The following is a 23,400-nucleotide window of genomic DNA, read 5'->3' as shown; positions in this document are numbered from 1 at the left end:
GCCCGGCCAATAGCCGGCTCGTACAGGAGCCTTTAAGCAAAGTCTACTCTTCAATTTCCATAGCAACCGCTCTGACCGGAGATCCATCTGTTCCGGCAATTTTCATCGGAAAGGCTGCCACGACCACGTTATCGAAGTCGATCTGGTCCAAATAAGCCCAGTTTTCACCGATCATCAGTCTCTTTTCGGAGAACAGATCGTGAACCGGGAATTCGGTTCCGCCCGACTGGTCCGCGTTCATGGTATCGATACCAATGAAACGAACACCTTTATCTACCAAGTACTCGGCTACTTCGCCAGCTACGAAGGGATGATTATAGAACGCCTCCGTTCCTCTCGTCTTATACCAGTTGGTATTGAAGAGAACGATGGTATTTTCCTTAATCTTCTCATCATACGGCATCACGTCTTCCATGGTGATCTTTTCATTTTCTTTTTTATCGGTCACACGGATTACCACTGCTTCCCCAAAGAAGAAATCCAGCTCCATTTTGTCGATGGTATCGCCGTCATTTCTAAAGTGATATGGAGCATCTACATGGGTTCCTGTCTGAGTTCCCACATAAACACCGGAAAGATTGTAATAATCTTTTTCAATTGTATGTGTTGTTGTTACTTTTGGTTCCGGGTCTCCCGGATAAATCGGACTATTATCCGATACTTCCCATGATAAGTCTACAAATTTTTTAACTTTCATCATGCGCTCCTTTCTTAAACCAGATCTTTAAATTCGGACATATCGATTTCTTTGCCCTGCTTTCTTTCCGCAATCGCCTGGCGAACTCTGTCGTGCTTCTGTCTGCTGAGCGGGTACTTGAGTATAATCAATACCGTAATGAGGTAAATGCCTCCGCATAAGAACGCATACATGTACTTGAGACCGCTCAAAGCATCCGCGGTCTGCGTAGCAGCTGCAGCATCGTATCCGATAACTGTCAAAAGCGTACCAAGAACCGCCGCTCCTAAAGCTCCGCATGCCTTTTGGATAAAGGCTACAACACCGAAAATAACGCCGTCAACACGTTTTCCGGATGTAAGTTCCGTAACATCGACGCAGTCGGGAATCATCGCCCAAGGCACCTGATATACAGCAGCGTTTCCTAATGACATAAGAATTGCCAAAACATAAATCGACGCCACATTTCCCGGCTGGATGATAAATCCGATCATGATGATCATGACAGCAGCTTCAAGACCGATGGCAATTACCCATGCTGCTTTTTTGGAAAGTTTCTGCATCAGTCTGTCCGTAATCCATGCGCAGAAAATACTGGCCACACCGAACACTAAGGTTACACTTGCAATCCGTCCTTCTGATAGAAGTGCATAATTTGTATAGTAGTAAACCTGCAGCGCATAATTGATGGTATTGGCGAATATCGCAATACCAAAGACCAGCATGACGATTCTGGTCGGTTTGCTCCTGAAAATTTCTTTGACATCGGCAAAGGAGAACTTTCCGCTGTCTTCTCTGTGTCTTTCATATCCTTTGGTCGATTTCCACAGGATAAAGATAAAGAGCAGCGCCACGATCATGTAGATGGCCAGGGTGCAGCTCCAACCGCGGTCAGCATTATCAAACAATCCGCCGAAGTATGCGACTAACATCAGCGTCGGGCTGATGGCAACCGTTGCGGTCAAGCCAAAATAGTTCTTAAAAGTAGCAAGCGAAGCCCTCTCGTTATAGTCCAGTGTCATCTCAGAACCAAGGGCGGAGCTGGAAATGTCCAGTACAGTCTGAGCTGTGTAGTATAGCAGAATAATAATTACAAAGTATACTTTAGAAACAGCCTCGCTGAAGCCCCAGTTGGTAAAGAGCAAGATACTGATGAGAACGAAGGGGACTGCCACGCCGATAATGAGCGGACGCCGCCTGCCGCTTTTCAGCTTAAGGTTATCGGAAATACCTCCCACGATCGGATCTGTGATCGCATCCCACAAAGTACCCAGTGAGATCATTGCGCCGGCAAAAGCTGCCGACAGACCGACTACATCGGTAAAGAAATAGAGACCATAATAGCTGAAAGCTGTCCATGTGATAAAGCTGCAGTAACCGGATAATCCGTACCCCAGCTTGACCTTAAAAGGCAACTTTTCATTCGGGCTATTAGCCGTAATGTTATTGTTTCCCATAAATTAAGACCTTCCTTTCATAAATCTAATATAAGTTTGTCAAATAAGTCCTAATCCCTTCTGACCTTTTGAACACCATTAGTATTAATGCAATATGCATGCCATCCTGACGTTCTTGGTATTCGGCCATTCTTGTCATTAAAATAGCGGCAGATTATTCATTTAGAAATAATCTGCCGCCGTACATCTTAACATTTTTCACCCGTCATCGTTACATTTCCTTGATACATTGTTTTATTCATTATTTAAAGAGTCTATTCAATTTAGAATTATAGCCTGTACACGAAAATCTTCCTCTAGATCATGTTTTTTCCGGTTTTTATATTTCCTTCTATTGATTAATCCGATGTTTAATCCACCGAGTCCAGAGATGTCGGCACGTCGACCAGAATTACATCCTCGCCGACCGTTTTTACGTTCTTCCATTTGATCACGAAATCTTCGGTATCTCTGCCGAACAGGTTAAAAAATCCCCGCTGTCCCGGCAGAACGATCCCCTCAATTTTTCCCTCTTTCAAATTTATCTCAATATCATATACAAATCCCAGACTCTTGCCGTCGTAAATATTGATCACTTCTTTATTTTTAATATTCTCCGTATTTAACATCGCTTTATCCCCCTTTTAATGTTTGTCCTTTTAAATATATTAAAAAACGGCAGAAATAAGAACGCTTTTTTGCTTCTTCTTCCGCCGTTTTTTTCTATGTCAAATTTTCATCGAACAAAGTTACTGAAGCCGGTTTTCTGAAATTCGCTTAAAATAGCTCCTGGTTTCTGCTACGATAACTCCGTTTAGAGCCAGCAGTGCGATCAGATTTGGTATCGCCATCAGTCCGTTGAAGATGTCAGCGATGGTCCATACTGCGCTTACCGTAATGAACGGTCCTGCTAAAACGGCCAGGATGTAGAGCCATCTATAAGTGGTAAGCACGCCTTTATGCCCGCCGGACAGGTATTCCAGACAGCGTTCGCTGTAGTAATCCCATCCAAGTATGGTCGTAAAGGCAAAGAAAGCCAGGCAGAGCATCAGTACGAAGGATCCTGTTCCCGCAGACCAGGGCAGACCTTGTCCGAAGGCAAAGGAAGTTACCTGAGCCCCTTCCAAACCTTCAGCGACAGCTTTATCATACGCTCCCGTAACCATGATCGTCAATCCGGTCATGGTACAAATGACGATGGTATCTATGAAAGTACCAGTCATGGAAATCAGGCCCTGCCTTACCGGTTCCTTGGTCTGTGCGGCTGCTGCCGCGATCGGCGCGCTTCCCAAGCCCGCTTCGTTGGAGAAAATACCTCTAGCAACACCTTTCTGCATCGCCAGCATCAGCGCCCCTAAAGCGCCTCCGGCCATTGCTCTCAATCCAAAAGCGCTTGCCAGAACTTCAACAATAGCATGAGGAATTGCTCGAATATTTGCAATCAAAATCACCACACAGATGATTACATAAGCAATTGCCATAAAAGGTACTATGATCGTCGTAACGCTGGCGATTCGCTTGATCCCGCCTATGACAACCAGAGCAGTCAACACTGCCACAACGATTGCCGTAATGACAATGGAGATTGAATAATCTCTGCCGAATAAGGATACCATGTGCTGGCTGTTGGGGTCAAAGAATCCCTGAGCCGCAGAAGCGATTCCGTTCACCTGTGTAATGGTGCCGATCCCCAGAAGTCCGGCCATCATGCCGAAGATAGCAAACAGCTTGGCCAGCCATTTCCAGCTCTTGCCCATTCCATTTTCTATATAGTAGAACGGCCCTCCCAGGGCATGTCCATCCTCTTTGATAACACGATATTTGATTGACAGGACGCCCTCTGAGTATTTTGTGGCCATACCAAAACAAGCGGCCAGAATCATCCAGAATAACGCACCCGGGCCGCCGGCCACAACGGCTGTAGCTACGCCGACGATATTTCCGGTACCGATGGTCGCTGCCATCGCTGTACAGAGCGCCCCGAAGCTGGTTACTTCTCCCTCTCCGTTGGCTTCGTTTTTTACCATGTACTTGAGTGCGGTTCCCAGCTTGCGGAACTGGAGCACGCCCAGGCGGATTGTCAAAAAGATACCGGTACCCATAATCAGGACGATCATCGGCACTCCCCATACCACATCATCAATGCTTACTAGCACTTTTGTCAATTGATCCATGTTTTCTACCCTCTCTTCATAAGTATAATTGCGTATAAAACTGCAGTTAAAAGAAAAAAGCCGAACGATTCGACTTTCCAGAGATAGGGCAAAGCTATTAAGATATCAGCTATCTGCTCTGTCCTTTTGCCTGAGAGATCGGCGGCAATTCCACCTTACACCTTCGGCGCTCATCATGAGACTCTCCAGAGAATTCTGTGCTTTCACCAGTCGGCGCCGCGGCGCTTCCGTCGGCCTTTGGTGAAAAGGATGTCGCTTTTTAACCCGAAAAAACTGCAAGATTCGGGCTCCATCGACAAACTAACGTATCGATATTACCACATCTTGCAGTGTATTTCAATCTTTTTTTCTAGAAGTTGTAGGTTTGCGGCAATGCCGTTGCTGGTTATGCGTCGGCGCCGCCCGGTTCATCGTTGGAGGTAGCGTCGTCAGCGCCTTTTCCTTCCGTGGTGGACTGAGTAGCCTCAGTAGAGTCTTTAGCTTTTGACTCCTCCGTTGGCGCGGTTGTCTCTTTCTCCGTCTTTTTATCTACAACCTTTGCCTGTTCATAGATAAAATCCATTACTTTTTCATAGGTCAAAGAAAGTTCTATATAGGAGTCGATCTCTTCGCCGAAGTTTTCCTTGAAAGTATCTTCCGTATATCCGGAGCTTTCAATCTGCTCGCGCAGCTTCTTTTCATCATCTTTAGTATAGCTGAGTTTTTCTTTATCCGCTATATAATAGGAAACCATCTGTTCTTTTACATATTCCTGAGCTGCCTGCTTATTCTTTTCGTTATATTCTTCTTCCGATTGGATGCCCATCTGCTGCCAGATATCCTTCAGTTCCATGTTGTAGCTCTCGGCCATTTTTTTATACTGCTCCTCCAAGACCTCTACATATTGATTTACTTCTTCTTCCGGATATTTGATTACTTCTGAGCTATCATAAATTTCCTGCCAGAGATCCCCTTTTTGAGAACTCTTTTCCTGGTCTTCTTTATCCTTTAGCAGCTGCTTTTTTACTTGCTTTTCGTATTCGGCGGTGGTCTTTACTTTGCTGTTTTTTGCCACCCAGGCATCGTTATATTCGGGGATCTGATCCACGGAAACGTAATTGAGTTTGACCGTGAACACCACGTCCTTGCCTGCCACTTCCGTGTTGTTGTAATCCGCCGGGAATTTGAGATTCAGCGTCTGCTTGGAGCCGATTTCTTTTCCGATGAGGCCATCCTCAAAGCCGGGGATAAATTCCCCGGAGCCGATCGTCAGGTCATAGCCTTTGGAGCTGCCGCCGTCAAAAGTCTTGCCGTCGATCTTACCCTCATAATCCAGGTTCACTTTATCGCCTTTAGCCACAGTTCCTTCTTTTTTCTTTTCTGTGGTTTTCGTTTGCTCCACGTTGGCCTTGACCTGAGCGTTTACTTCTTCGTCCGAAACAGAAACGTTAATCTTTTCTATTTCCAGGCCCTTATATTTTCCCACCTTCACATATTCTGACAGATCATACTTACTGTAGGGTTTGCTGCCGCATCCAGTCAGCCCCATCACAACGAACAGACATACAATCAAAGTCAGTGCCATCAATTTCTTTTTCATAGCTTCCTCTTTCTCTTTAATTTTTCGCAGAATCTTTATAATCGTATCATATCTTGACCAAATTTTAAAGATTTGATACAAATCTACATGTTTCGTTCACACAGAACACACATTACAATTCCTTATGTATCTGTTCCATCTTCCGGTCCACTTCCGCCATAGCCTCCGCGCATTCCTTCAGCTCTGCCTCCATTTTGGAAGTAATTCCGCCGACCCGCTTATATTTCAGCTCATGCTCCAAGCTGGCCCACGTATCCATAGCAATGGTCCGGAATTGAATTTCTACTGGGACCATTTCTGTCCGGTCAGAAAGGAACACCGGTATCTGTACCACCAGATGCAGGCTTCTGTATCCGCTCTCCTTGGGATTTTTAATATAATCGCTGCGGCGCAGCAGTTTGATATCGTCCTGCTGCAGTAAGAGCGATGCCACTGCGTATACATCATCGATGTAATTGCAAATGACCCGGATTCCGGCAATATCTGTGATTTTATAAAATGATTCAAGGCGTATATCCAGTCCTTTTCTTTCCAGCTTTTCGAAAAGGCTCTGGGGCGACTTGAGCCTGCATTCCATATGGTGAATCGGGTTGTAATCGTATCTTACTTGGAACTCATCATCCAATATTTCCAACTTGGTGCTTACTTCCCGAATGGCAGCATGATAGGTGTTCCGCAGAAGCACGTAATCCTGGAATTCATCCATGAGCGGCTTTAAAGCCGCCGGTACTGTCGCATCATCCAATCGAAAGCCGTCTTTTTTTTCAATAATCATTTGTTAACTCCTTTTTCTTATGTGCTCGTCTCTTCTCCCGTATTCTGTTATTGTACAATAGAATGCTGGTCGCTGCTGTGGAAGTTTTCTTAATATTTTATTAAAAACATTTCTTCAAAGCTGCGTTTAGGCACCGGCCTGCCGAGATAAAAGCCTTGAATATATTGAATATCCATCTCTGCCACCGCCTGATAATCTTCCTCGTCCTCTACGCCTTCCACACAGACATCCATATCCATCACATGACACAAATCCGCAATCAGACTGACAAAAGAACGATCAAATTTTCTATCCCGGATACCTTTAATAAAGGTGCGGTCAATCTTAACAACATCGGCAGGCGCCAGCTTCAAGAGCCCCAGCGAAGAATAACCTGTCCCGAAGTCGTCGATTGCCACGGACATCCCCATCTCTCTGCACTGGGAGAGAATCATAGACAAATTTTCTCCGCTGTCTGCAAAGTAGCTTTCGGTCAATTCCAGCATCAAAAGCCGTGGATCGGCGTGATATTTGGACAGCGTTGACCGTATGAAATGCAGCAGCCCTTCGTCCTCCATTTGGCTGGCAGAAACGTTGACACTGATCTTGATCGGATAGCCTATCCTGGTCCATTCTACGCTCTTTTTGACCGCCTCTTCAAAAATCCATCTGCCTAATTTTAAAATCAGATCGTTTTTCTCCAAGAGAGGGATAAATTCATCCGGGCCCACTCTGCCGAATTTTTCACTGGCCCATCGGGAAAGACACTCTGCGCCAACCAGTTTCTTATGCTTATCGAATACTGGTTGAAAATACGCTTCAAACCCTCTAAATCCGTTGTTGATACTTTCTCTAAGCAGTTCCTCAATTCCCAGAACTCGGACTTTTTCAACCAACATTTCTCTGAAAAAAAAGACGATTCGGTCTTTTCCGCTCTGTTTGGCATAGTTAAGCGCATAGCCGGCATACTTGATCAGTTCCATATGGGCGGCGGCATATTCGGGAAACGTCACACATCCGCAGGATATGGTACAAAAAAAAGTTCGGTTATCATAGCTCTGCTGCTTGCCGAAGGATTTCTGCAAAGAGCGGAAAAAATTCTGAGCCATAGCCTTGTCTTTGCCAAATAAAATCACAGCGAACTCGTCTCCATCCAAACGGAACAGCATCCCGTTGTTGGGGAGGAGGCTTTGAAGTCTCTGGGCCGCAATGCGTATTACTTCATCACCGAAATGACGGTCGTAGAGGTCGTTGACTCTTTTTAAATTATCAAGGCCTAAGTGCAACAGAGAAAAAGGCGCGTCTCGATCTTCTTGAGTCAGCAGCTCCAGCTGGTGAATAAACTCAAATTTGTTTAAGAGTCCGGTCAAATGGTCAATTCTGTTTTTATTGCCCAAATTGGTGATTATGCCCGCAAAGAGTTCCGGTTCGCCATTTTTGTCTCGTTCCAGGCGACCTCTGCAACGGAGCCAAACCCACTGTCCCTCGTGATTAAGAGCCCGATATTCCACTCTGTGACAATCGGTTCTCCCATCGGCAATTTCCTGGTTGGACTCTAAAAATGCCGCTTTATCGTGTTCATGTACTTTTGCGCCCCAGACTGCGGCCGCGTTTTCGATAATCCGGCCCGGCAGTCCGAATTCATCTACCATGGACTGGGGATATTGAAACACGCCGGTTTTCATATTACAAACATATATGTAATCATCCGTACTTTGCGCTAAGGCATCATAGAGCAGCTCTTTATTATAGGAAAAAGGCTCTGCATCCGTTGGATGATTAAGTTGCTTCAGTCTTTCATTGGCTCTTTCTATATGGGCAGTTCGTTTATACTGGTAAAGCTTCTCATCCGCAGCGCAAAGCAAATCATCGACGGAATCGATCTCGTCCATTTCAACACAGACCGCACCGAAACAAAAGGCATTCTGAGTCATCACGCCCGGCAAATTTTCTTTTCTGATGCCCTGCAGCACGTTTTTCAGCTTTCGTTCTGCTTCTTTTTCAGTGGTATGGGAAAAAACAACTACAAATTCATCTCCTCCCAATCGGAATAAGTATTCTTTCTCGTTGAGCACCCCGCTGATTCGGCTGGCAATGGTGACCAGCAGCTGATCACCGGCCTGATGCCCCAGCTTATCGTTGACCTGCTTCAGCTCATTGGCGTCAATCATAGCAAGCACAAGAGGTTCATCCGATCTTTGGGCCTTTTCCATAGACTTTTTCAAAGCTGTTTTTCCAGCCCTGCGGTTGAGCACTCCAGTCAGCTCATCAGTGCTGGCCTGCCTATATAGCCGCTTGACCTCTGTGACATCCACTGAATATTGAAAATGTGCCGTACGCCCGTCATACCACTTAATGAGACTGTCAAAACATTCATAAATACGATTGTTAGACAAGTCATCGGCCTCCCACATATAAGAATCCGCTTCTTTCTTGTTTTTCTCTAACTGAAAGATCGGACAATCGTCGCAGCGGTGGGTTCTTCCTTTCTTCAGTGTTTGCCAGCAAATTTTTCCGATAGGTTCATCGAGCCCGAATGCTTCTTTCATACGCCTGTTCATGAACAAGATCCGGTCTGTTTCAATATCGGTAACATAAATATTGGCATTCATTTTATCCATGATCTCGCCAAAAACCCAATGTTCCAAAGAGATACCGGTTATATGCTCTTTTTCTTCTTCATATTTCTTCATAATCGAACCTTTCTTTTGAAACAGAATGTATCGGTATCCGCTTTGACAATTCGAATATATGCAGCGGATGCGCATCTTTATCAATGGTATCACTTTTAAAGAAGCTTTGCTATTCTTTCCTGATTAAAATAAAATGATTTCTTTGATATTCGATCAGTCCTTCTTCTTTCATCCTTCCCAGCTCAGCCGACATGGCACTCCTGTCCACTGATAGATAATCGGCCAGTTCTTGGCGATTGAAAGGAATATCAAAACGGCTCGTTCCACAGTTAATCGCTTGTGCCGACAGATAAGACAGCAGCTTTTCCCTGGTGGTTCGCTTTGTGATATGCTCCATCTTCTGCATCAAGGCGATATTTTTCCGGGCAAGAATTTTCATCATATTGCGGATAATCCTAGCGTGGAACGGACAAGATTGGGGACAGGTTGTCAATATTTTTTTATAATCCAGCAGCAAAACTTCCGTAGATTCAACGGCCATAACGCTGACAGGAACATGGTTAATTTCCGCACAGGAAAAGGATTCTCCGAAGACCTCTCCTGGTTCCAAAACTTCAATAATCGTCCGGTTGCCCCAATAATCTTCCTTCAGAATGCGCAGGCTGCCTGAAACGACAATACCTGTCAAAGCCATGCGGTCTCCTGTTGTAAATACAAAGTCATTTTTGTTGTAACTCTGCTTCCTTGCCGAAAGACAGGAAAGCAGTGCTTCAATTTCAGCCGGAAGGATACCTTCAAATAATTTAGAGTCTTTCATAACATCCCCGCTTCCGTTGTAAATACAACGAATTCTTTTCTTAGTATATCCAATCCCGCCGCATAAGTCAAACGGACAGCCGCCTCTGGGCCCGGCTGTTTTCTTGACTCCGCTTGTTTTTAGTGAGATAATGAAAATAAATATAATTAATTTACTATGAACTAAAGGAGCTCCAACATGCAAAAAGCTTTCGAAATGCTCGATGCCATCTCTGAGCTGGTTTACATCTCCGATATTGAAAGTTACGATCTGCTTTATTTGAATAAACCGGGCAGGGAGAAATTTGGAACCGATTCCTTGGAAGGGAAAAAATGTTATCAGCTGCTGCAAAACAGGGACCGTCCCTGTGACTTCTGCACCAATGACTGTCTAGTTTATGAGGAAGCCTATACTTGGGAATATTATAATCCTTCTGTTAATGGTTACTATATTCTCAAGGACAGTTTAATCGACTGGGAAGGAAAACCGGCCCGCTTTGAGGTTGCTTTCGAAGTCACTGAACTGGAGCTCCAAAAGAAATCACTGGAGCGGCTGGTCAAATCGGCCAGCCTTATTATTGACTGCGCTAAAATTCTTCATCAGTCCCAATCGCTGGAAACAATTGTTAACAAGCTGCTGGATACGCTCGGCAGCTTTTTAGAAGCTGAGCGCGTCTATATTTTTGAAATTCGAGGATTGCGGATGGATAATACTTATGAGTGGTGCGCCCCGGGCGTTCAGCCTGAAAAAGACAATCTGCAGGATATGGATATTGATCTCGTGCAAAGATGGCGGCCTTCTTTTCATCGTCAAGAATGTGTGGTGATTGATAATATCGATGAAATCCAGGATATTTCGCCGAAGGAATATCAGGTTTTGACCAAACAAAACATACATAGTCTGGTAGCTGCCCCGCTTTTGGCGGATGGTAATCTTCGGGGATATATTGGGGTTGACAATCCTCCGGAAAAAAACATTCAGCATATTCCGCTGATTTTCTCAACAATCAGCTACTTTCTTACTTCCATTATCGAAAAGCAGGAAACCGAAAAGCTCTTGCGCAAACTTAGTTATCAGGATACACTCACCAGTGTCCATAATCGTAATCGCTTTATCAAGGATATCGACAAGCTGAGCGGCCAAACCTGCACCGATATCGGCATTGTTTATGTTGATTTGAACGGGCTCAAAGCAATTAACGATAACCAAGGGCATAGTTACGGCGATCTCGCTTTGACCAACACAGTAACCAAGCTTTCTTCCATTTTTTCGAAGGATCGTATTTATCGCGTCGGCGGCGATGAATTCGTTATTATCTGCAGGCCAATCAAAAAAGATGATTTTGATTCTTGTGTCTGGTCACTGAAAAAGTCCTTTATCAATAATCAGGAGTATGATGCGGCAATTGGCTCCACATGGAGCAGCCAATGTGATAATATACAGCAGCTGATCAGTGACGCGGATGAGCAAATGTATGCTGACAAGAAAGCTTATTATCGAAAAAATCCTCAGACCAGCCGTTATCGTTATATCAACGATCAATTCTTGGAGCTTAACAACCCGCAAGTTCTTACCAAGTTCTTAGCGGAAGGGCAATTTCCGGTTTATCTTCAGCCCAAGCTTTCTTTCTCCGACCGGAAGCTGGCGGGAGCCGAAGCATTGGTGCGGTATATCGATAAGCATCAGGTATTGGTCGCACCGTCCCAGTTCATCCCGGTTCTGGAAAGCTCCCACTTAATCTATATGCTTGATTTCTATGTATTTCACTCTGTATGCAATATACTGAAAAGGTGGATCGACGAGGGCCAGGAGGTTATTCCCATATCGGTGAACTTTTCCAGATATACGTTGACTCAGACCAACTTTCTACAGAATTTGAAAAATCTCTGGAAATCGTATGATATTTCTCAAAATCTGATTCAGATCGAAATCACGGAAGGATCGGAATCGGAACTTTCTGCGGAAATCGTAACCATTTTAAAAGAAGTAAAGGCCGAAGGTTTTTCCATATCCATCGACGATTTTGGGGTAAAGTACGCCAATCTTTCCCTGTTTACATCCATGGATTTTGATGTGCTGAAAATCGATAAAAGTCTGGTGGAGGATGTTGCCAAAAATACAAAAGCTCAGCTTCTGATTCAAACCATCGTTGAACTGTGTAAAAAACTCGGCATTCAGCTGGTGGCCGAAGGCGTTGAGACGGAAGAGCAGTTCCAGTTACTCGATCGGCTGTCTTGCGATCTTGCCCAGGGCTATCTGTTTAGCAAACCGCTTCCTCTCGATGAATTTACCAAGCGATATCTGGCCGCCATCTAAGCCTCAGGCTCCAATTCCTCCGACTGCTGTCTGCACAGATCTATAAAGCGGTTCATGCCCTCTGTTTTAAATTTATTCTTATGGCAGATCAGGTAAAAATGGCGTCTTAGCTCACGGCCGCAAATGCGGATCTGCGCCAACTCACCGTTTTTCAACTCTTCCTCGACCAAATATTCGGATAAGAGGCAGATTCCCCTGCCGTGCATAACTGCGTCTTTCATGGATGTGATACTATTGCAAATCCAGGCATACTCGGGAGCCGCGCCGTTTGATGCCAAAAGTTCTTCCAGAAGTCTCCTGGTCCCGCTGCCCGCTTCTCTGGCAACAAAGGGCTGCCCGAGAAGCGCCTCCGGCTCCACTTCTTTTTCGGCCAGAGGATGGTCCTTTCTGCAGATTAAGATCAGCCGATCGGCGAGGGCGCTCTCCCTGGTCACTTCCTTTGCCCGGGTAATATCCTGAACAAAAGCAAGATCAAGCTGTGCATCGAGGATCTTGCGTTCGAGCTGGGAACTGTTTCCAACTTCCACCATGGTCCGCACCTGCGGGCATAAAGCCTGATATCGATCCAAAAGGGGATTCATAAAGTAAAAACCCACGGTCGTGCAGGCGCCGATGCGAAGCCGTTCAGAGCTGGAAAGATCGCTCATTTTTTCTTCGATCTGCTCGTTCAGATAAAGGATTTGGCGAACATAAGTAAGCAATTCCCTGCCTGCTCCTGTCAAGTACAGTTTCTTCGAAAGCCGTTCGAACAGTTTTACCTGGTACTGCTTTTCCAGCTCTCCAATGGCCTGACTGACCGATGATTGGGAAATATACAGATGCTCGGCAGCCCTGCTCATATTCATATATTTGCAGACTTCTGCAAATATCTCCAGGTTTCGAAAGGACATTTCTTTCTCCTATCCATAAGTATTTACTAATGATAACGAAAAGTTATTTGTATTTTACAATAGATTGGTTCTGTTGTAAACTGATGGCAGAAAGGAAAGAGAATGTTTTATGAATAAGGCGTTAATCATTGTCATCGATGGGTGCGCACCTGAATATCTGACCAGGGACACCGCACCGAATATGTTCAGACTGGCGGAAAGGCCCGGCTCCTTTGCAAAGACCGTACAGGGAGCGATTCCAAGCGTTACCAATGTAAACCACGCTTGTATCATGTCCGGCGCTTTTCCGGAAGACACCCATGTGGTGGGCAACTATTATTATGACCCCGCGACCGGCGACCAGGGTTTTATAGAAAGCACCGGCTTCATGAAGGCCCGAACCATCCTGGAAGCATATAAAGCGGCCGGCGGGAAAACATCGCTCCTTACTGTGAAAGGCAAGATTTTGGAAGTCTTCGGGGCAGGTGTGGATATCGGCATCAGCGTGCAAAAGCCGGATCAGGAGCTGCTTGCCCGGTTAGGACTTTCCGTGCCGCCACAGGTACAGAGTCCTGACAGCAGCCGCTGGATTTTCGAGGCCGCTTATCAATGCATCAAAAAAGAAAACCCGGCTCTTGTCTACTGCACGACCAATGACTTTATCATGCACCATTTCCCTCCGGGAACTGATGAGGCGCGGGAGCAGATACGAGCTGCCGACGACTATGTGGCTAAAATTCATGATCTGGATCCATCGCGCCAAATTTACGTTACCGCAGATCATGGCATGAATCAAAAGACGACTCTTATCAACCTCCAAACCATTTCAGATGAGGCAGGCTTTCATATGGTTTGCGTGCCTCCTCTGAAAGACCGCTATATTGAGAACCACATCTATCAGGAGGGCGGTATTCTCTACCTCTATTTGCAGGATCCAAGCGAGGAAGCGCAGATTCTGGAATTGACTGCTTCTCTGCCGGCTGTGGAACAGGTGCTTTCCGCGAAAGAGGCGGCTGCCCTCTACCATCTTCCGGAGGATGACATCGGCGATTTTGTGGCCTTTGCTGCCAAAGATTGTGCCTTTGGGGAGGTGGATCCGCCAATCCTTCATACAGATCAGGTGCGAACACACGGTTCCTTGTATGAACGGACGGTTCCCCTCATTGCCGTCAATGCGGCCGCAGATTCACAAGAATATGCATACAGCAAAGATATTGTCCGGCATTTGCTGTGATAAGCTTTGTTTTCAAATGTATGGATGATCCATCAATACCTTCTACCTTAATATGGCAAAAAGAGCTGTTTCCTATAAAATCAGCTCTTTTTGCTTTCGTTCTTCGGGCTTGAGGATAGAATCTCCCAGCTCCGCTATGGCTTGAGCTTTACCGGGAAGACTGGGTATCATCCAAATTGACATGCCGTTCAGCCCTGAATTTATTTTTCGTTTTGCAGTTGGGGCAGATATAGGATATCTCAAAGACAACAGCCCCGTCCTCTAATTTACCAAGGGCACTCTCCTGAGCAGGAACTGGGATCAAATCGTCTGCCGCATTTCCAGGATATCCTTTATACTCGGTCTCCCACTTAACTTCTTTTCCGCAAACATAGCAAGTATGTTTACCGCCCATTGCTCTGCCTAACATGGCCGATTCCTCCTTTTTCTTTTATCATAACTCTTTTATTAAGTTTTTTCCACAGAAAAAGTCTGATAATTCAAAGTTTATTCCGCTAGAAACTCTTCGATAAAATGCGAAGCAACCGCACCATCCGCAGCAGCCGTCACGATCTGCCTTAAAGGCTTAGTACGGACGTCTCCCACTGCGTAAACTCCAGGTATATTCGTTTTTGTGGACTCATCTGCAATTAGATAGCCGGTAGAATCCATATCCACTTGATCTTTGAACAGTTCTGTATCTGGTACCCGGCCGATCGCTACAAAGATGCCGTCACAGGCAACCTGTGCAATCTTCCCGCTGGTCAGCTCTTCAATCATGGCGCCGGTAACTCGTTTATCATGGAGAATTTCAGTAATCCTGCTATTCCATAGAAATTCCACGCCGCTGTCTTCCAATGCTTTCAAGTATACCTTCGATGCGCGCAGCTGATTTCTACGGTGCACGAGATATACTTTTTTGCATATTTTTGAAAGGAAAAGGGCGTCGGCTACCGCAGTATTGCCCCCTCCTGATACAATGACGGTTTTATCCTTGTACATCATGCCGTCGCAGGTTGCACAGTATGCCACTCCCCGGCCGCGAAGCTGCGATTCTCCCGCAAGACCCAATTCTCTGGGAGAAGCTCCGGTGGCTATAATGACCGAACGTGCCAGAATCTCGCCGTCCGTTGTTTGGATCCTTTTGGGCTGAGCTTTCAGGTCTAGCGATAACACTTCGGAAAAAGCGGTCTCTGCTCCAAAGCGCTCCGCGCCTCGCTGCATTTTTTCCGCCAGTTCAAAACCGTCGATGCCTTCATCAAAGCCAGGATAATTATCTACCTGTCCGGTGGTAGCCATCTGTCCTCCTGGAGAAAGCTTTTCCAGTACCAAAACGGAAAAACTGCTCCTGGCGCAATAAAGAGCTGCAGCGTAACCGGCCGGTCCGCCGCCGATAATAACGACATCATATTGCTGTTTATGTTCCTTGGTCATTCTCTCCACCTCCAATTACAAGACGTTGTTTGTTTTCAGCCAGTCGGTGACTTGTGCCCGGGATTGAGGTGCGATGACGGAATCGATGGCTTTTCCTTCTGCAAACAGAATCAGAGTAGGAATGGTTTCCACTTCAAACCGGGCAGTCAGCTCCGTCTGCTCATCAATATTGATTTTTCCTACTTGGAGTTTTCCCTCGTATTCTCCCGCTACTTGATCCATTACTGGCGAGAGGCGTTTGCAGTAGCCGCACCATGGGGCCCAGAATTCAATTAAGATCGGGCCTTGTACTTCCAATACTTCTTTGTTAAAATTTTTGTTCGTAATTTCTTTAATCAACATATCCTACATCTCCTTTTTGATTTTTTATTATTCTTCTACTGTTTCATACGGCCAGTCGATGATACCTCCAAAATCATAGACATTTTTGTAGCCGATCTTGACCAATTTGTCAGAGGCTTCCTTGCTTCGAATACCGGTCCTGCAATGCACCAGTAATACGCTATCCAAATCCGGCAGTTCCTGCGGCTGTTCGGTTCCGATTTCCTCATTGGGTACAAGTATGGAACCGGGGATATGGCCTGATTTGTATTCTTCCTCTGTCCGCACATCCACGACTGTAACATTTCCTTCATCCATCATTTGCTTTGCTGTCTCAGCAGTGATCTTATGGTAGGCGCCCGAATTGTCTTCTGTTTTGCCTCCGCCCTCCACAGCGCTGCTGCCACATGCGGCCAGCAACATACAAACCGCAAGAAATAATGCAACCAAGCTTTTTTTCAAATTTTCCATTTCCCCTCCCTTAACTGTAATCATTTTATTTACAGTTCGTATTGTTACTATATCATGTTTCGGGATATTGTCAATAGATTTTATCATTTTTCTCATAATTCCGATACATTTTATGAGTCTGTTACTTTTATGTCAAAAAATCCGTCAAATGACGGATTTTTATCTAACCTTGCTATTTAAACGATTCCATCCATTAGTTGTGCCTTTAAAAGGGTACAAGATTCTGATTTATTTCTGCTGTCCTGTTCTTATCTGGACAAGCAGTTCCATGTTTCGATACCTTTATTATAAATAGGAGATGAGATTTTAGAACTTACTGAAGATATGTATTTTTTCCGTCGCCCTGTCTCCATAAGAACCAGCTTTTATTTCAGATATGGCTTGACTTCTGTCTCAAGAATGATATCCAATTCATTAGCGTATGCCAGATATTTGTCACATTCTTCATACGTCAACATGTCTGATGAAAGCAGCCCTGTCTGATTGTAGTCATCGTTTACGAACATCTTAGTAAACAGAGCGCCGCACTGTCCCGTCAGATACTGTTCCCCCGTGATCCCTGCCCTCTTGAAGCTTTCTTCACAGCCTGGTGCATAAAGATATGTCTCCACCATTATTTTCTTTCCATCCTTTGTTCCTGTGCATTCCACCACGAAAGCGCCCTCATCTTTTACGAGACCTTCGTCGAGAATCTCTTTGATTTCATTGTAATACTTAGGTGCAGGGGGGAGGTGTGACAGAATCACATCAAATGGGATAAAGGTATGTCCCTTATATGTTTGTTCCTCTCTTTCCAGCAAACCGGCTCGATATAGCGGTGTTGAAAAGTCGATCCCCACTCCTCCATATTTAAAGTTGATGTTCTTTGCTCCTTTGAAGTGGGTATCTTTGTTTAATCCCATATATACCGTCTCATCATGGGCATGTTCCACCAGCGTTACTTCCTTGGCACAGCCCTTGAAAAGTCTCGTCACAGGCAGTGAATGCGGCTCTGTCTCGACAAGCACTCCTTCCTTTAACGCGAATGTAGGATCCGTCATATCCGATAATGCAGTAAACGGCGACCACCAGAACGGCAGAAATCGCTTGGCTTCTACTCCCTCGTATACCATCATCAAGATATCCTCACATGTGTCAAGATATCTCATACTGTTTTTTGCTGCTACGCACATCATCCCCGGCGCTGATCCGGTCCCAATGACGGCCAGCTTTCCCAATTTTCTAAACCTCTTTCCATAGTCATTGTATAGAATCTCTACACACTTAGGCCACCATGGATCGAGTACGTCTGTTGCTGCAAAGTCTTGATAGTTTGCCTTTACTGCCAGCGCTGCTTCCAGCACTTTCGGCGCGAATTTGATCGGAAGTGCATTGATAATAAGATCCGCATCTTGTGCCGCCTTGATAATACTGTCCACCTCGTTGGCATCAACATATGTTCCTTCTGCCTTCTTCAAAATTTTTACGAGTTCGTCTACAGCCTTATGGTCTGCATCGGCACAGATGATTTTTTCGACATTCGGTTCCTCGTCCATTCTCTGCGCTACCGTTGACCCCTGAGCTCCCGTACCTAATACTAATATTTTCTTTCCCATTTCGTTTCTCCTTTTTAATCACATTTATATACAGTTCTTCCATCAAACATTGTCATAACAACTTTATCATCGAGAATTTCTTCTGGCGTCAAATCGAACATATCCTTTTCAAAGGCGATAATATCCGCATACGCTCCCACTTTGATCTGCCCCAGCTTATTCTCCATATGCACTTGATACGCCGCATTGACCGTATAGGCCTCCAAGCATGTTTGCAGGGAAAGCTTCTGCTCCTGCGGCGGAAGGGAAAGCATTTGCGGATCGTTAAAAAATTTCGCATATCTTCGAGTCATCGCTGTTGCTATAGCAAGTCTCGGATCATAACCTACTTCATCAGCGGGTCTGTCGCTTCCCATAGTGATAAGCGCACCTCCATCCATGATCTCTTTTAACATAAATTCCTCTTTCGATATGGAGCCCAGCGTTGTTTCAATTTCCGGATACCAGTAATGCCATCCGCCTGAAGTATTTGCTATGATATTAAGTTCCCCAAACCTTTTGCGGTCTTCTTTTTTTACATACTGCGTATGTGCATTCGTCACTCTCGTATCGCTGAACCCTGCCGCTCTTACGGCCTCTGCGCCTTCAATGGCGGCGCGCGCCGCACGGTCGCCGATGGTGTGTGCATGCAGATCAAATCCCAGCTCTGCTACTTTGGCGTATAGTTTCCGGATGGCATCGCCTTCAAGAATAGGAAGGACCATTTCATAATCATCTATATACTGATAAGAAACACTGGCGGATTTTGTCTCGAAGGTTCCGTCAAGGATCACTTTATAGGTACTGACCCTGCACTTATCATCATCGTAAAGGTCATTAAGTTCGATAAGTTCCTCTAATGCTCTTTCCACCTGTTCAGCCGAATCTACAAACGTGCAGTCGTAGAATCTCTGATAGACTTTGCCTTGGCGTGTCAGTTCCCATGTAACCTCATAAGGCCTGCGGCCCATCCAGTCAAAATTGCCGCAGCCTACCAGAGTCGTTATCCCTACCCGGGAAAATTCATCGGACATTACCTGGTAAGCGTTCTCCAAACTGGCATTGTCAAAAAAGTTAACCTTGCGCAGAATCATATTTTCAGCCTCTGTTTCGACGACATGACCTGTCAGCCTGCCGTTTTCATCTTTTTCAAAGTACTGATATCCTGGTATGGGATCCGGTGTTTCCTCCGTTATTCCCGCAAGTTCAAAGGTTCTGGAATTGACCCAGCAGGCATGAAATCCGCTTCCCATCAGGATAACAGGCTTGTTGGGGCAAATGTCATCCAGCAGTTTAAGAGAATATGGCTGGTTTTCGTCAAATATAAATTCATTGTATCCCGCGCCCACATATGACTCATTATGCGGATTTTGCTCAATTTCCTTTCTCAAAGTTTCCAGCACTTCCTCCAGAGACATCTCCTCGCTGAATTGTATAGCATTCATGAAATATGCCGTCATTGCCGGATGGCAGTGGGCATCAATAAATCCTGGCAGCACCATAGCGCCCTTCATGTCCGCCACTTCTGTCCTTTCCTTCTTAAGTCTAAGAATTTCTTCGTTCGACCCTACCGCCTTCACAATATTCTCCTCTATTGCAACTGCTTCAGCTATTGAATTTTCGGGATCCATGGTGTAGACCACTCCGTTTAATAAAATTTTATCCATAAGTTTCACCCCAATCTTATACAAAATTATGATTTCATTTACTGCGCCCGAGTTTCATCAGCATGTTCGCCTATTGTCACAGTGATCTTTGTCGGCATAGCCATCTTTTGATCTTTTTTAGTAGCTGCCATATAAAGAGTCAGGGAAATGATGACGCAGATCCCTCCTCCTATCAGCAATGCCAGTCTCATAGCTCCAAAATTGCCGAGCAATCCTCCTCCATATACCGACGCATAATATTCCGGACCCCAGTCTCCCTCCATCACGCCGAAGTAAAAGTATCCGACTATTGAGACAAAGCCCATGATGATCATATATTTTGCGATGCGGTAGAGGTCTCCGTAAGCCATCCTCGTTCTCGGATTCTGGGGATATAGCTCTGGATCGCTTTCTGAAAACCCTCCCAAGGTGATTTTTACGATTGGGTATGTAACTCCTACAATCAGCAGGAATATCTGACCATATAGAAAATAATCCATACCATTCATGTAATATGCCAGCACTGCTACGAAGGCCGGAAGTACGGTAACAAGAAACAGTCCAACTCTGCCGCCACCCACAGAATAACATCCGGCTCTGCGCTCCATGGGAATATCTCTTCGTGCTTTGATTATTATTACTGATACAAGAACTTGCGCTACCAGAATCGGGATCACCTGGATTAGAACCAGGGCTTTAAATTCGATCTGCATCATTAAAATGGTTACAATTGCTATAGAAATTACGCCGATATACGGCACCCCACTTTTTCTGGTTACATTGGTGATCCACTTTTTAGGGAACAGCCGGTCGTCCGCGAGTACAAAAAAGGATCTCGAACCTCCGGCCATGTTGGTATTGAAGCTGGATAAAGCGGCAACCATTGCAACCACGACGAAGATGACCTTTCCGGCATCACCAAACCACAATGAAAGAACCGTTGGGAATCCAATTCCCCCCATCTCACCAGGGCTCCACAGTTCCCATTGTCCTACGGAAACAAGTCCTGCTGCTGTCGGAAGCAAATAGGTGAGTGCAGATGCGGGTACGGCCAGTTTCATAGCCTTTGAGATGACCTGCGGATTTGAAATTTCACCGGCCATCAGCGTTATGGCCCCGAATCCGCAATACATCCATATACCAAGCCCTATGCCCATGCTTATACCGGTTAGGATATCCATTCCTTCCGGCATGAATGGCTCAAAAGGACTAAAAGACCAGTTCGAAAATCCGACGACCGAAACGAGAACAAACAGTACCACTACACATACGGCAAAGATCATGCTTACAATGCTTACATCTTTCAGACCCTTCAGATTTATCGCCGTGAAAATTAAGATAATGACCACTTTAATAACGGTTGCTTCCAGCTGGGTCATATCCACGATGGTTGCCAGGTAATTAACCGACATTACGACATAGGTGGAACTGCATACATAGAAGCTTACCGCTCCATTGATTCCCATTACGTAGGACCAGAATTCACCGAGCGTATGCTTGGCCCAGTAGTAATATCCGCCCTCTCCCGGCATAATGGATGACAATTCCGCAGTGCCGAGCACGACCGGATAAGCCCATACGACCGCCATTCCTATGAGAATGCATATCGTCATTCCCGGTCCGCACCCACTCACAATTTCCTCTACTCCAAATGCTCCCGCACTGGCCGTACAGTAAATCATACAGAACACGGAAAATACACTGTACTTGTTTTTTTGCAGACTTGATACTCCGCTGGTTTTTTCAGCCATCTCTACCTCCTTTTCCATTAATCCTATATTATCGTTCTTTCACTTATAAGAATAAACCGTCCTGTACACTAAAGGTCAATTAGTCAAAAAATTTATTTTATTCAAAAACATTAAGTGCACTTGATATTTTGTGATACAATGGAAGATATTATAAAAGGTGGTAGTACTTATGAAGATAGGTGAATTTGCAAAAAAATATAATGTTCCTATTTCAACGATCCGGTATTATATTGAAGAGGGGTTGATAACACCAAAAAAACATGGTGCGCAATACAATTTTAATGAATTTAACGAGTCTGAAATGCAGCTTCTGATTGATCTTCGGGATTCCTCTTTTTCACTGGAAGAAATGCGCCAATTTGTCAACATTTCAAGGATATTTGACGAAAAAGACCCTTTGCGCTGCAAAGAATTGGGTGCTCTCTTTATGAGTAAAAAGAAACTTCTTGCTGAACAAATACAAAGCACAAAGGCGGCTATTGAAACCATCAATCTGAAACTCAGAGAACTTGCATTCAGAGAAACCGTTTTGACCGCATCTGCAAAGACGCCGCTCCTTTCGGGCAAGAAAACCGGGCTGCCCCTGAAGTCGCTGTCTTTCATCGTCTGTCCCGACTGTGAGAGCGTTCTTGATATGGATAATGTAAAATTATCCGCAGGCAGCGTAATCTCTGGTTCTATGAGGTGCTCATGCGGTTATGAAGGTTATATCCAGGACGGAATCATTTGTGTGGACAAAAACATCGATCTGGACCAGGATCCTTCATTTTGCGATGACTATTTTATTGATCCGACCACTAGTGAGCATGAGTCGCTGTTTTACGAAGGATTTCTCTCCGCTCCTCAGCGCTATCTGTCTATCAACTACGAAGCCAGAACCTGGCTGAATGAAATCATAATAAACCGAATTCCTCATCCGGATACGGTCCTTTTTCCCGATATCGCTTCTGTGTTTCCATACCTGTACAGCAATGCCGAGTACTTGAAAAATGCAACGATTATTATCATGGGACTATCGAGAGAAACAATCGCTGCAGTTCGCAAACATATTGACAGTCTGCAAACAGATTTGAATATTATTTATATTGTGACCGCCTCCAATAAGCTTCCTTTAAAGAAAAAAAGCATAAATCTGCTGATCGACTATCTGGGTTCATATAATTATGCGTTCTTTTTTAATAAACCGCTCTATGAATATCTCGATCCTTATTTTTCGGATAGTGCGTCTATTGCCGGCTGTCTTTGTTATTATAAAACAGGAGCGAAATCTCCCCTGAATATTTCCCGGGAATACAGCCGTGCCATGAATCCCTTTATTACATTATCATCCTATATGGATACGCTTATATTGCACGGATACACGGTCATTGAAGATAAAAAAATTGGATACAATACTGTTTTCTCCGAATATTTTCACTATCATGAAAATGGAGAAAAACAATATTTGCACACCCTTCTTGCCGTCCGCCCAGCAGCGTCGAAGTGATCGCTGCCGGGGGCACGGAAACGTTTATGAAATAAGAGCTTCAAGAGATAAATACAAAAACAGCCTTCCAAAATGGAAAGCTGTTTTTGCGTTTGTTCTTCAGTATGGTGGAGATGGCTTTTTACGCTTTATATCCACAATCGAATTGGGGAAGTACCGACATAAGTGATTGCAACAAGTTCAGCAACTTTGCAAACAAAAAAGCCCCGGTCAGGATCACTCCCCCGGGGCATATGTATGGGCTATTCTACTGTATCTCTAACTTCCGTCT

At 45.0% G+C, this 23,400-nt stretch carries 19 protein-coding genes and 1 riboswitch; of the genes, 3 read left to right on the top strand and 16 right to left on the bottom strand.

Annotated elements, in window-relative coordinates; translation table 11 throughout:
- Positions 1–43: 43 nt before the first annotated feature.
- The 8 genes from LG211_RS02860 to LG211_RS02825 all read right to left on the bottom strand — a co-directional run bounded on the left by LG211_RS02860 (position 44) and on the right by LG211_RS02825 (position 10,069).
- On the bottom strand, positions 44–700 hold the full coding sequence (locus tag LG211_RS02860) for a cyclase family protein (protein WP_148396765.1): 657 nt from the start codon (positions 698–700) through the stop codon (positions 44–46).
- Positions 701–711: 11 nt separating this feature from the next.
- The gene (locus LG211_RS02855) at positions 712–2,133 is read right to left on the bottom strand and encodes an MFS transporter (protein WP_148396766.1); all 1,422 of its coding nucleotides are present in this window, start codon (positions 2,131–2,133) and stop codon (positions 712–714) included.
- 350 nt (positions 2,134–2,483) lie between these two features.
- Entirely contained in the window at positions 2,484–2,741 is a 258-nt protein-coding gene (locus LG211_RS02850; RefSeq protein WP_148396767.1) for a YlmC/YmxH family sporulation protein, read from the bottom strand.
- A gap of 120 nt (positions 2,742–2,861) precedes the next feature.
- Complete coding sequence (locus LG211_RS02845; protein WP_148396768.1) at positions 2,862–4,286, bottom strand: alanine/glycine:cation symporter family protein; 1,425 nt, start codon at positions 4,284–4,286, stop codon at positions 2,862–2,864.
- 108 nt (positions 4,287–4,394) lie between these two features.
- A riboswitch (glycine riboswitch) is annotated at positions 4,395–4,485 on the bottom strand.
- A gap of 186 nt (positions 4,486–4,671) precedes the next feature.
- Positions 4,672–5,865 carry a trigger factor gene (gene tig / locus LG211_RS02840; RefSeq protein ID WP_253019342.1) on the bottom strand — a complete coding sequence of 398 codons (1,194 nt, stop codon included), beginning with the start codon at positions 5,863–5,865 and terminating at the stop codon, positions 4,672–4,674.
- Between the two features lie 112 nt (positions 5,866–5,977).
- A complete protein-coding gene (locus tag LG211_RS02835) occupies positions 5,978–6,640 on the bottom strand; it encodes a GTP pyrophosphokinase family protein (RefSeq protein ID WP_148396770.1) in 663 nt (220 codons plus the stop codon).
- Between the two features lie 89 nt (positions 6,641–6,729).
- The gene (locus LG211_RS02830; protein WP_269476971.1) at positions 6,730–9,312 is read right to left on the bottom strand and encodes a bifunctional diguanylate cyclase/phosphodiesterase; all 2,583 of its coding nucleotides are present in this window, start codon (positions 9,310–9,312) and stop codon (positions 6,730–6,732) included.
- A 109-nt stretch (positions 9,313–9,421) separates the two neighbouring features.
- Positions 9,422–10,069 carry a Crp/Fnr family transcriptional regulator gene (locus tag LG211_RS02825; RefSeq protein WP_148396772.1) on the bottom strand — a complete coding sequence of 216 codons (648 nt, stop codon included), beginning with the start codon at positions 10,067–10,069 and terminating at the stop codon, positions 9,422–9,424.
- Between the two features lie 177 nt (positions 10,070–10,246).
- Between LG211_RS02825 and LG211_RS02820 the strand changes: the two genes are divergently transcribed.
- Positions 10,247–12,364 carry a sensor domain-containing phosphodiesterase gene (locus tag LG211_RS02820; protein WP_269476970.1) on the top strand — a complete coding sequence of 706 codons (2,118 nt, stop codon included), beginning with the start codon at positions 10,247–10,249 and terminating at the stop codon, positions 12,362–12,364.
- Here LG211_RS02820 and LG211_RS02815 read toward each other — a convergent pair.
- Positions 12,361–13,254, bottom strand: coding sequence for a LysR family transcriptional regulator (locus tag LG211_RS02815; protein ID WP_148396774.1), 894 nt, complete (start codon positions 13,252–13,254; stop codon positions 12,361–12,363). The genes LG211_RS02820 and LG211_RS02815 overlap by 4 nt on opposite strands.
- A gap of 109 nt (positions 13,255–13,363) precedes the next feature.
- On the opposite strand from LG211_RS02815, the gene LG211_RS02810 reads away from it, so the two are divergent.
- Positions 13,364–14,467: an alkaline phosphatase family protein gene (locus tag LG211_RS02810; RefSeq protein ID WP_148396775.1), complete on the top strand. Its 1,104-nt coding sequence runs from the start codon at positions 13,364–13,366 to the stop codon at positions 14,465–14,467.
- 148 nt (positions 14,468–14,615) lie between these two features.
- On the opposite strand, the gene LG211_RS02805 is transcribed toward LG211_RS02810, so the two are convergent.
- From LG211_RS02805 to LG211_RS02775, 7 genes are all read right to left on the bottom strand, one after another.
- Positions 14,616–14,876, bottom strand: coding sequence for a hypothetical protein (locus LG211_RS02805; RefSeq protein WP_148396776.1), 261 nt, complete (start codon positions 14,874–14,876; stop codon positions 14,616–14,618).
- A gap of 77 nt (positions 14,877–14,953) precedes the next feature.
- Positions 14,954–15,880, bottom strand: coding sequence for a thioredoxin-disulfide reductase (gene trxB, locus LG211_RS02800; protein ID WP_227754635.1), 927 nt, complete (start codon positions 15,878–15,880; stop codon positions 14,954–14,956).
- Positions 15,881–15,895: 15 nt separating this feature from the next.
- Positions 15,896–16,222 carry a thioredoxin gene (trxA, locus tag LG211_RS02795; protein ID WP_148396778.1) on the bottom strand — a complete coding sequence of 109 codons (327 nt, stop codon included), beginning with the start codon at positions 16,220–16,222 and terminating at the stop codon, positions 15,896–15,898.
- A 27-nt stretch (positions 16,223–16,249) separates the two neighbouring features.
- Complete coding sequence (locus LG211_RS02790; RefSeq protein ID WP_148396779.1) at positions 16,250–16,672, bottom strand: rhodanese-like domain-containing protein; 423 nt, start codon at positions 16,670–16,672, stop codon at positions 16,250–16,252.
- Between the two features lie 365 nt (positions 16,673–17,037).
- Positions 17,038–18,267, bottom strand: a complete 1,230-nt coding sequence (locus LG211_RS02785; protein ID WP_269476969.1) for a saccharopine dehydrogenase family protein — start codon at positions 18,265–18,267, stop codon at positions 17,038–17,040.
- A 14-nt stretch (positions 18,268–18,281) separates the two neighbouring features.
- Positions 18,282–19,913: an amidohydrolase gene (locus LG211_RS02780; RefSeq protein WP_148396781.1), complete on the bottom strand. Its 1,632-nt coding sequence runs from the start codon at positions 19,911–19,913 to the stop codon at positions 18,282–18,284.
- Positions 19,914–19,951: 38 nt separating this feature from the next.
- Positions 19,952–21,643, bottom strand: a complete 1,692-nt coding sequence (locus LG211_RS02775) for an APC family permease (protein WP_227754639.1) — start codon at positions 21,641–21,643, stop codon at positions 19,952–19,954.
- A 169-nt stretch (positions 21,644–21,812) separates the two neighbouring features.
- Here LG211_RS02775 and LG211_RS02770 point away from each other — a divergent pair, with 169 nt between their 5' ends.
- Positions 21,813–23,129 carry a MerR family transcriptional regulator gene (locus tag LG211_RS02770; RefSeq protein ID WP_269476968.1) on the top strand — a complete coding sequence of 439 codons (1,317 nt, stop codon included), beginning with the start codon at positions 21,813–21,815 and terminating at the stop codon, positions 23,127–23,129.
- Positions 23,130–23,400: the final 271 nt, after the last annotated feature.

This window comes from Hominibacterium faecale (assembly GCF_020734085.1).
GTDB lineage: Bacteria > Bacillota > Clostridia > Peptostreptococcales > Anaerovoracaceae > Hominibacterium > Hominibacterium faecale.
This window is presented reverse-complemented; position numbering and strand designations above follow the sequence as displayed.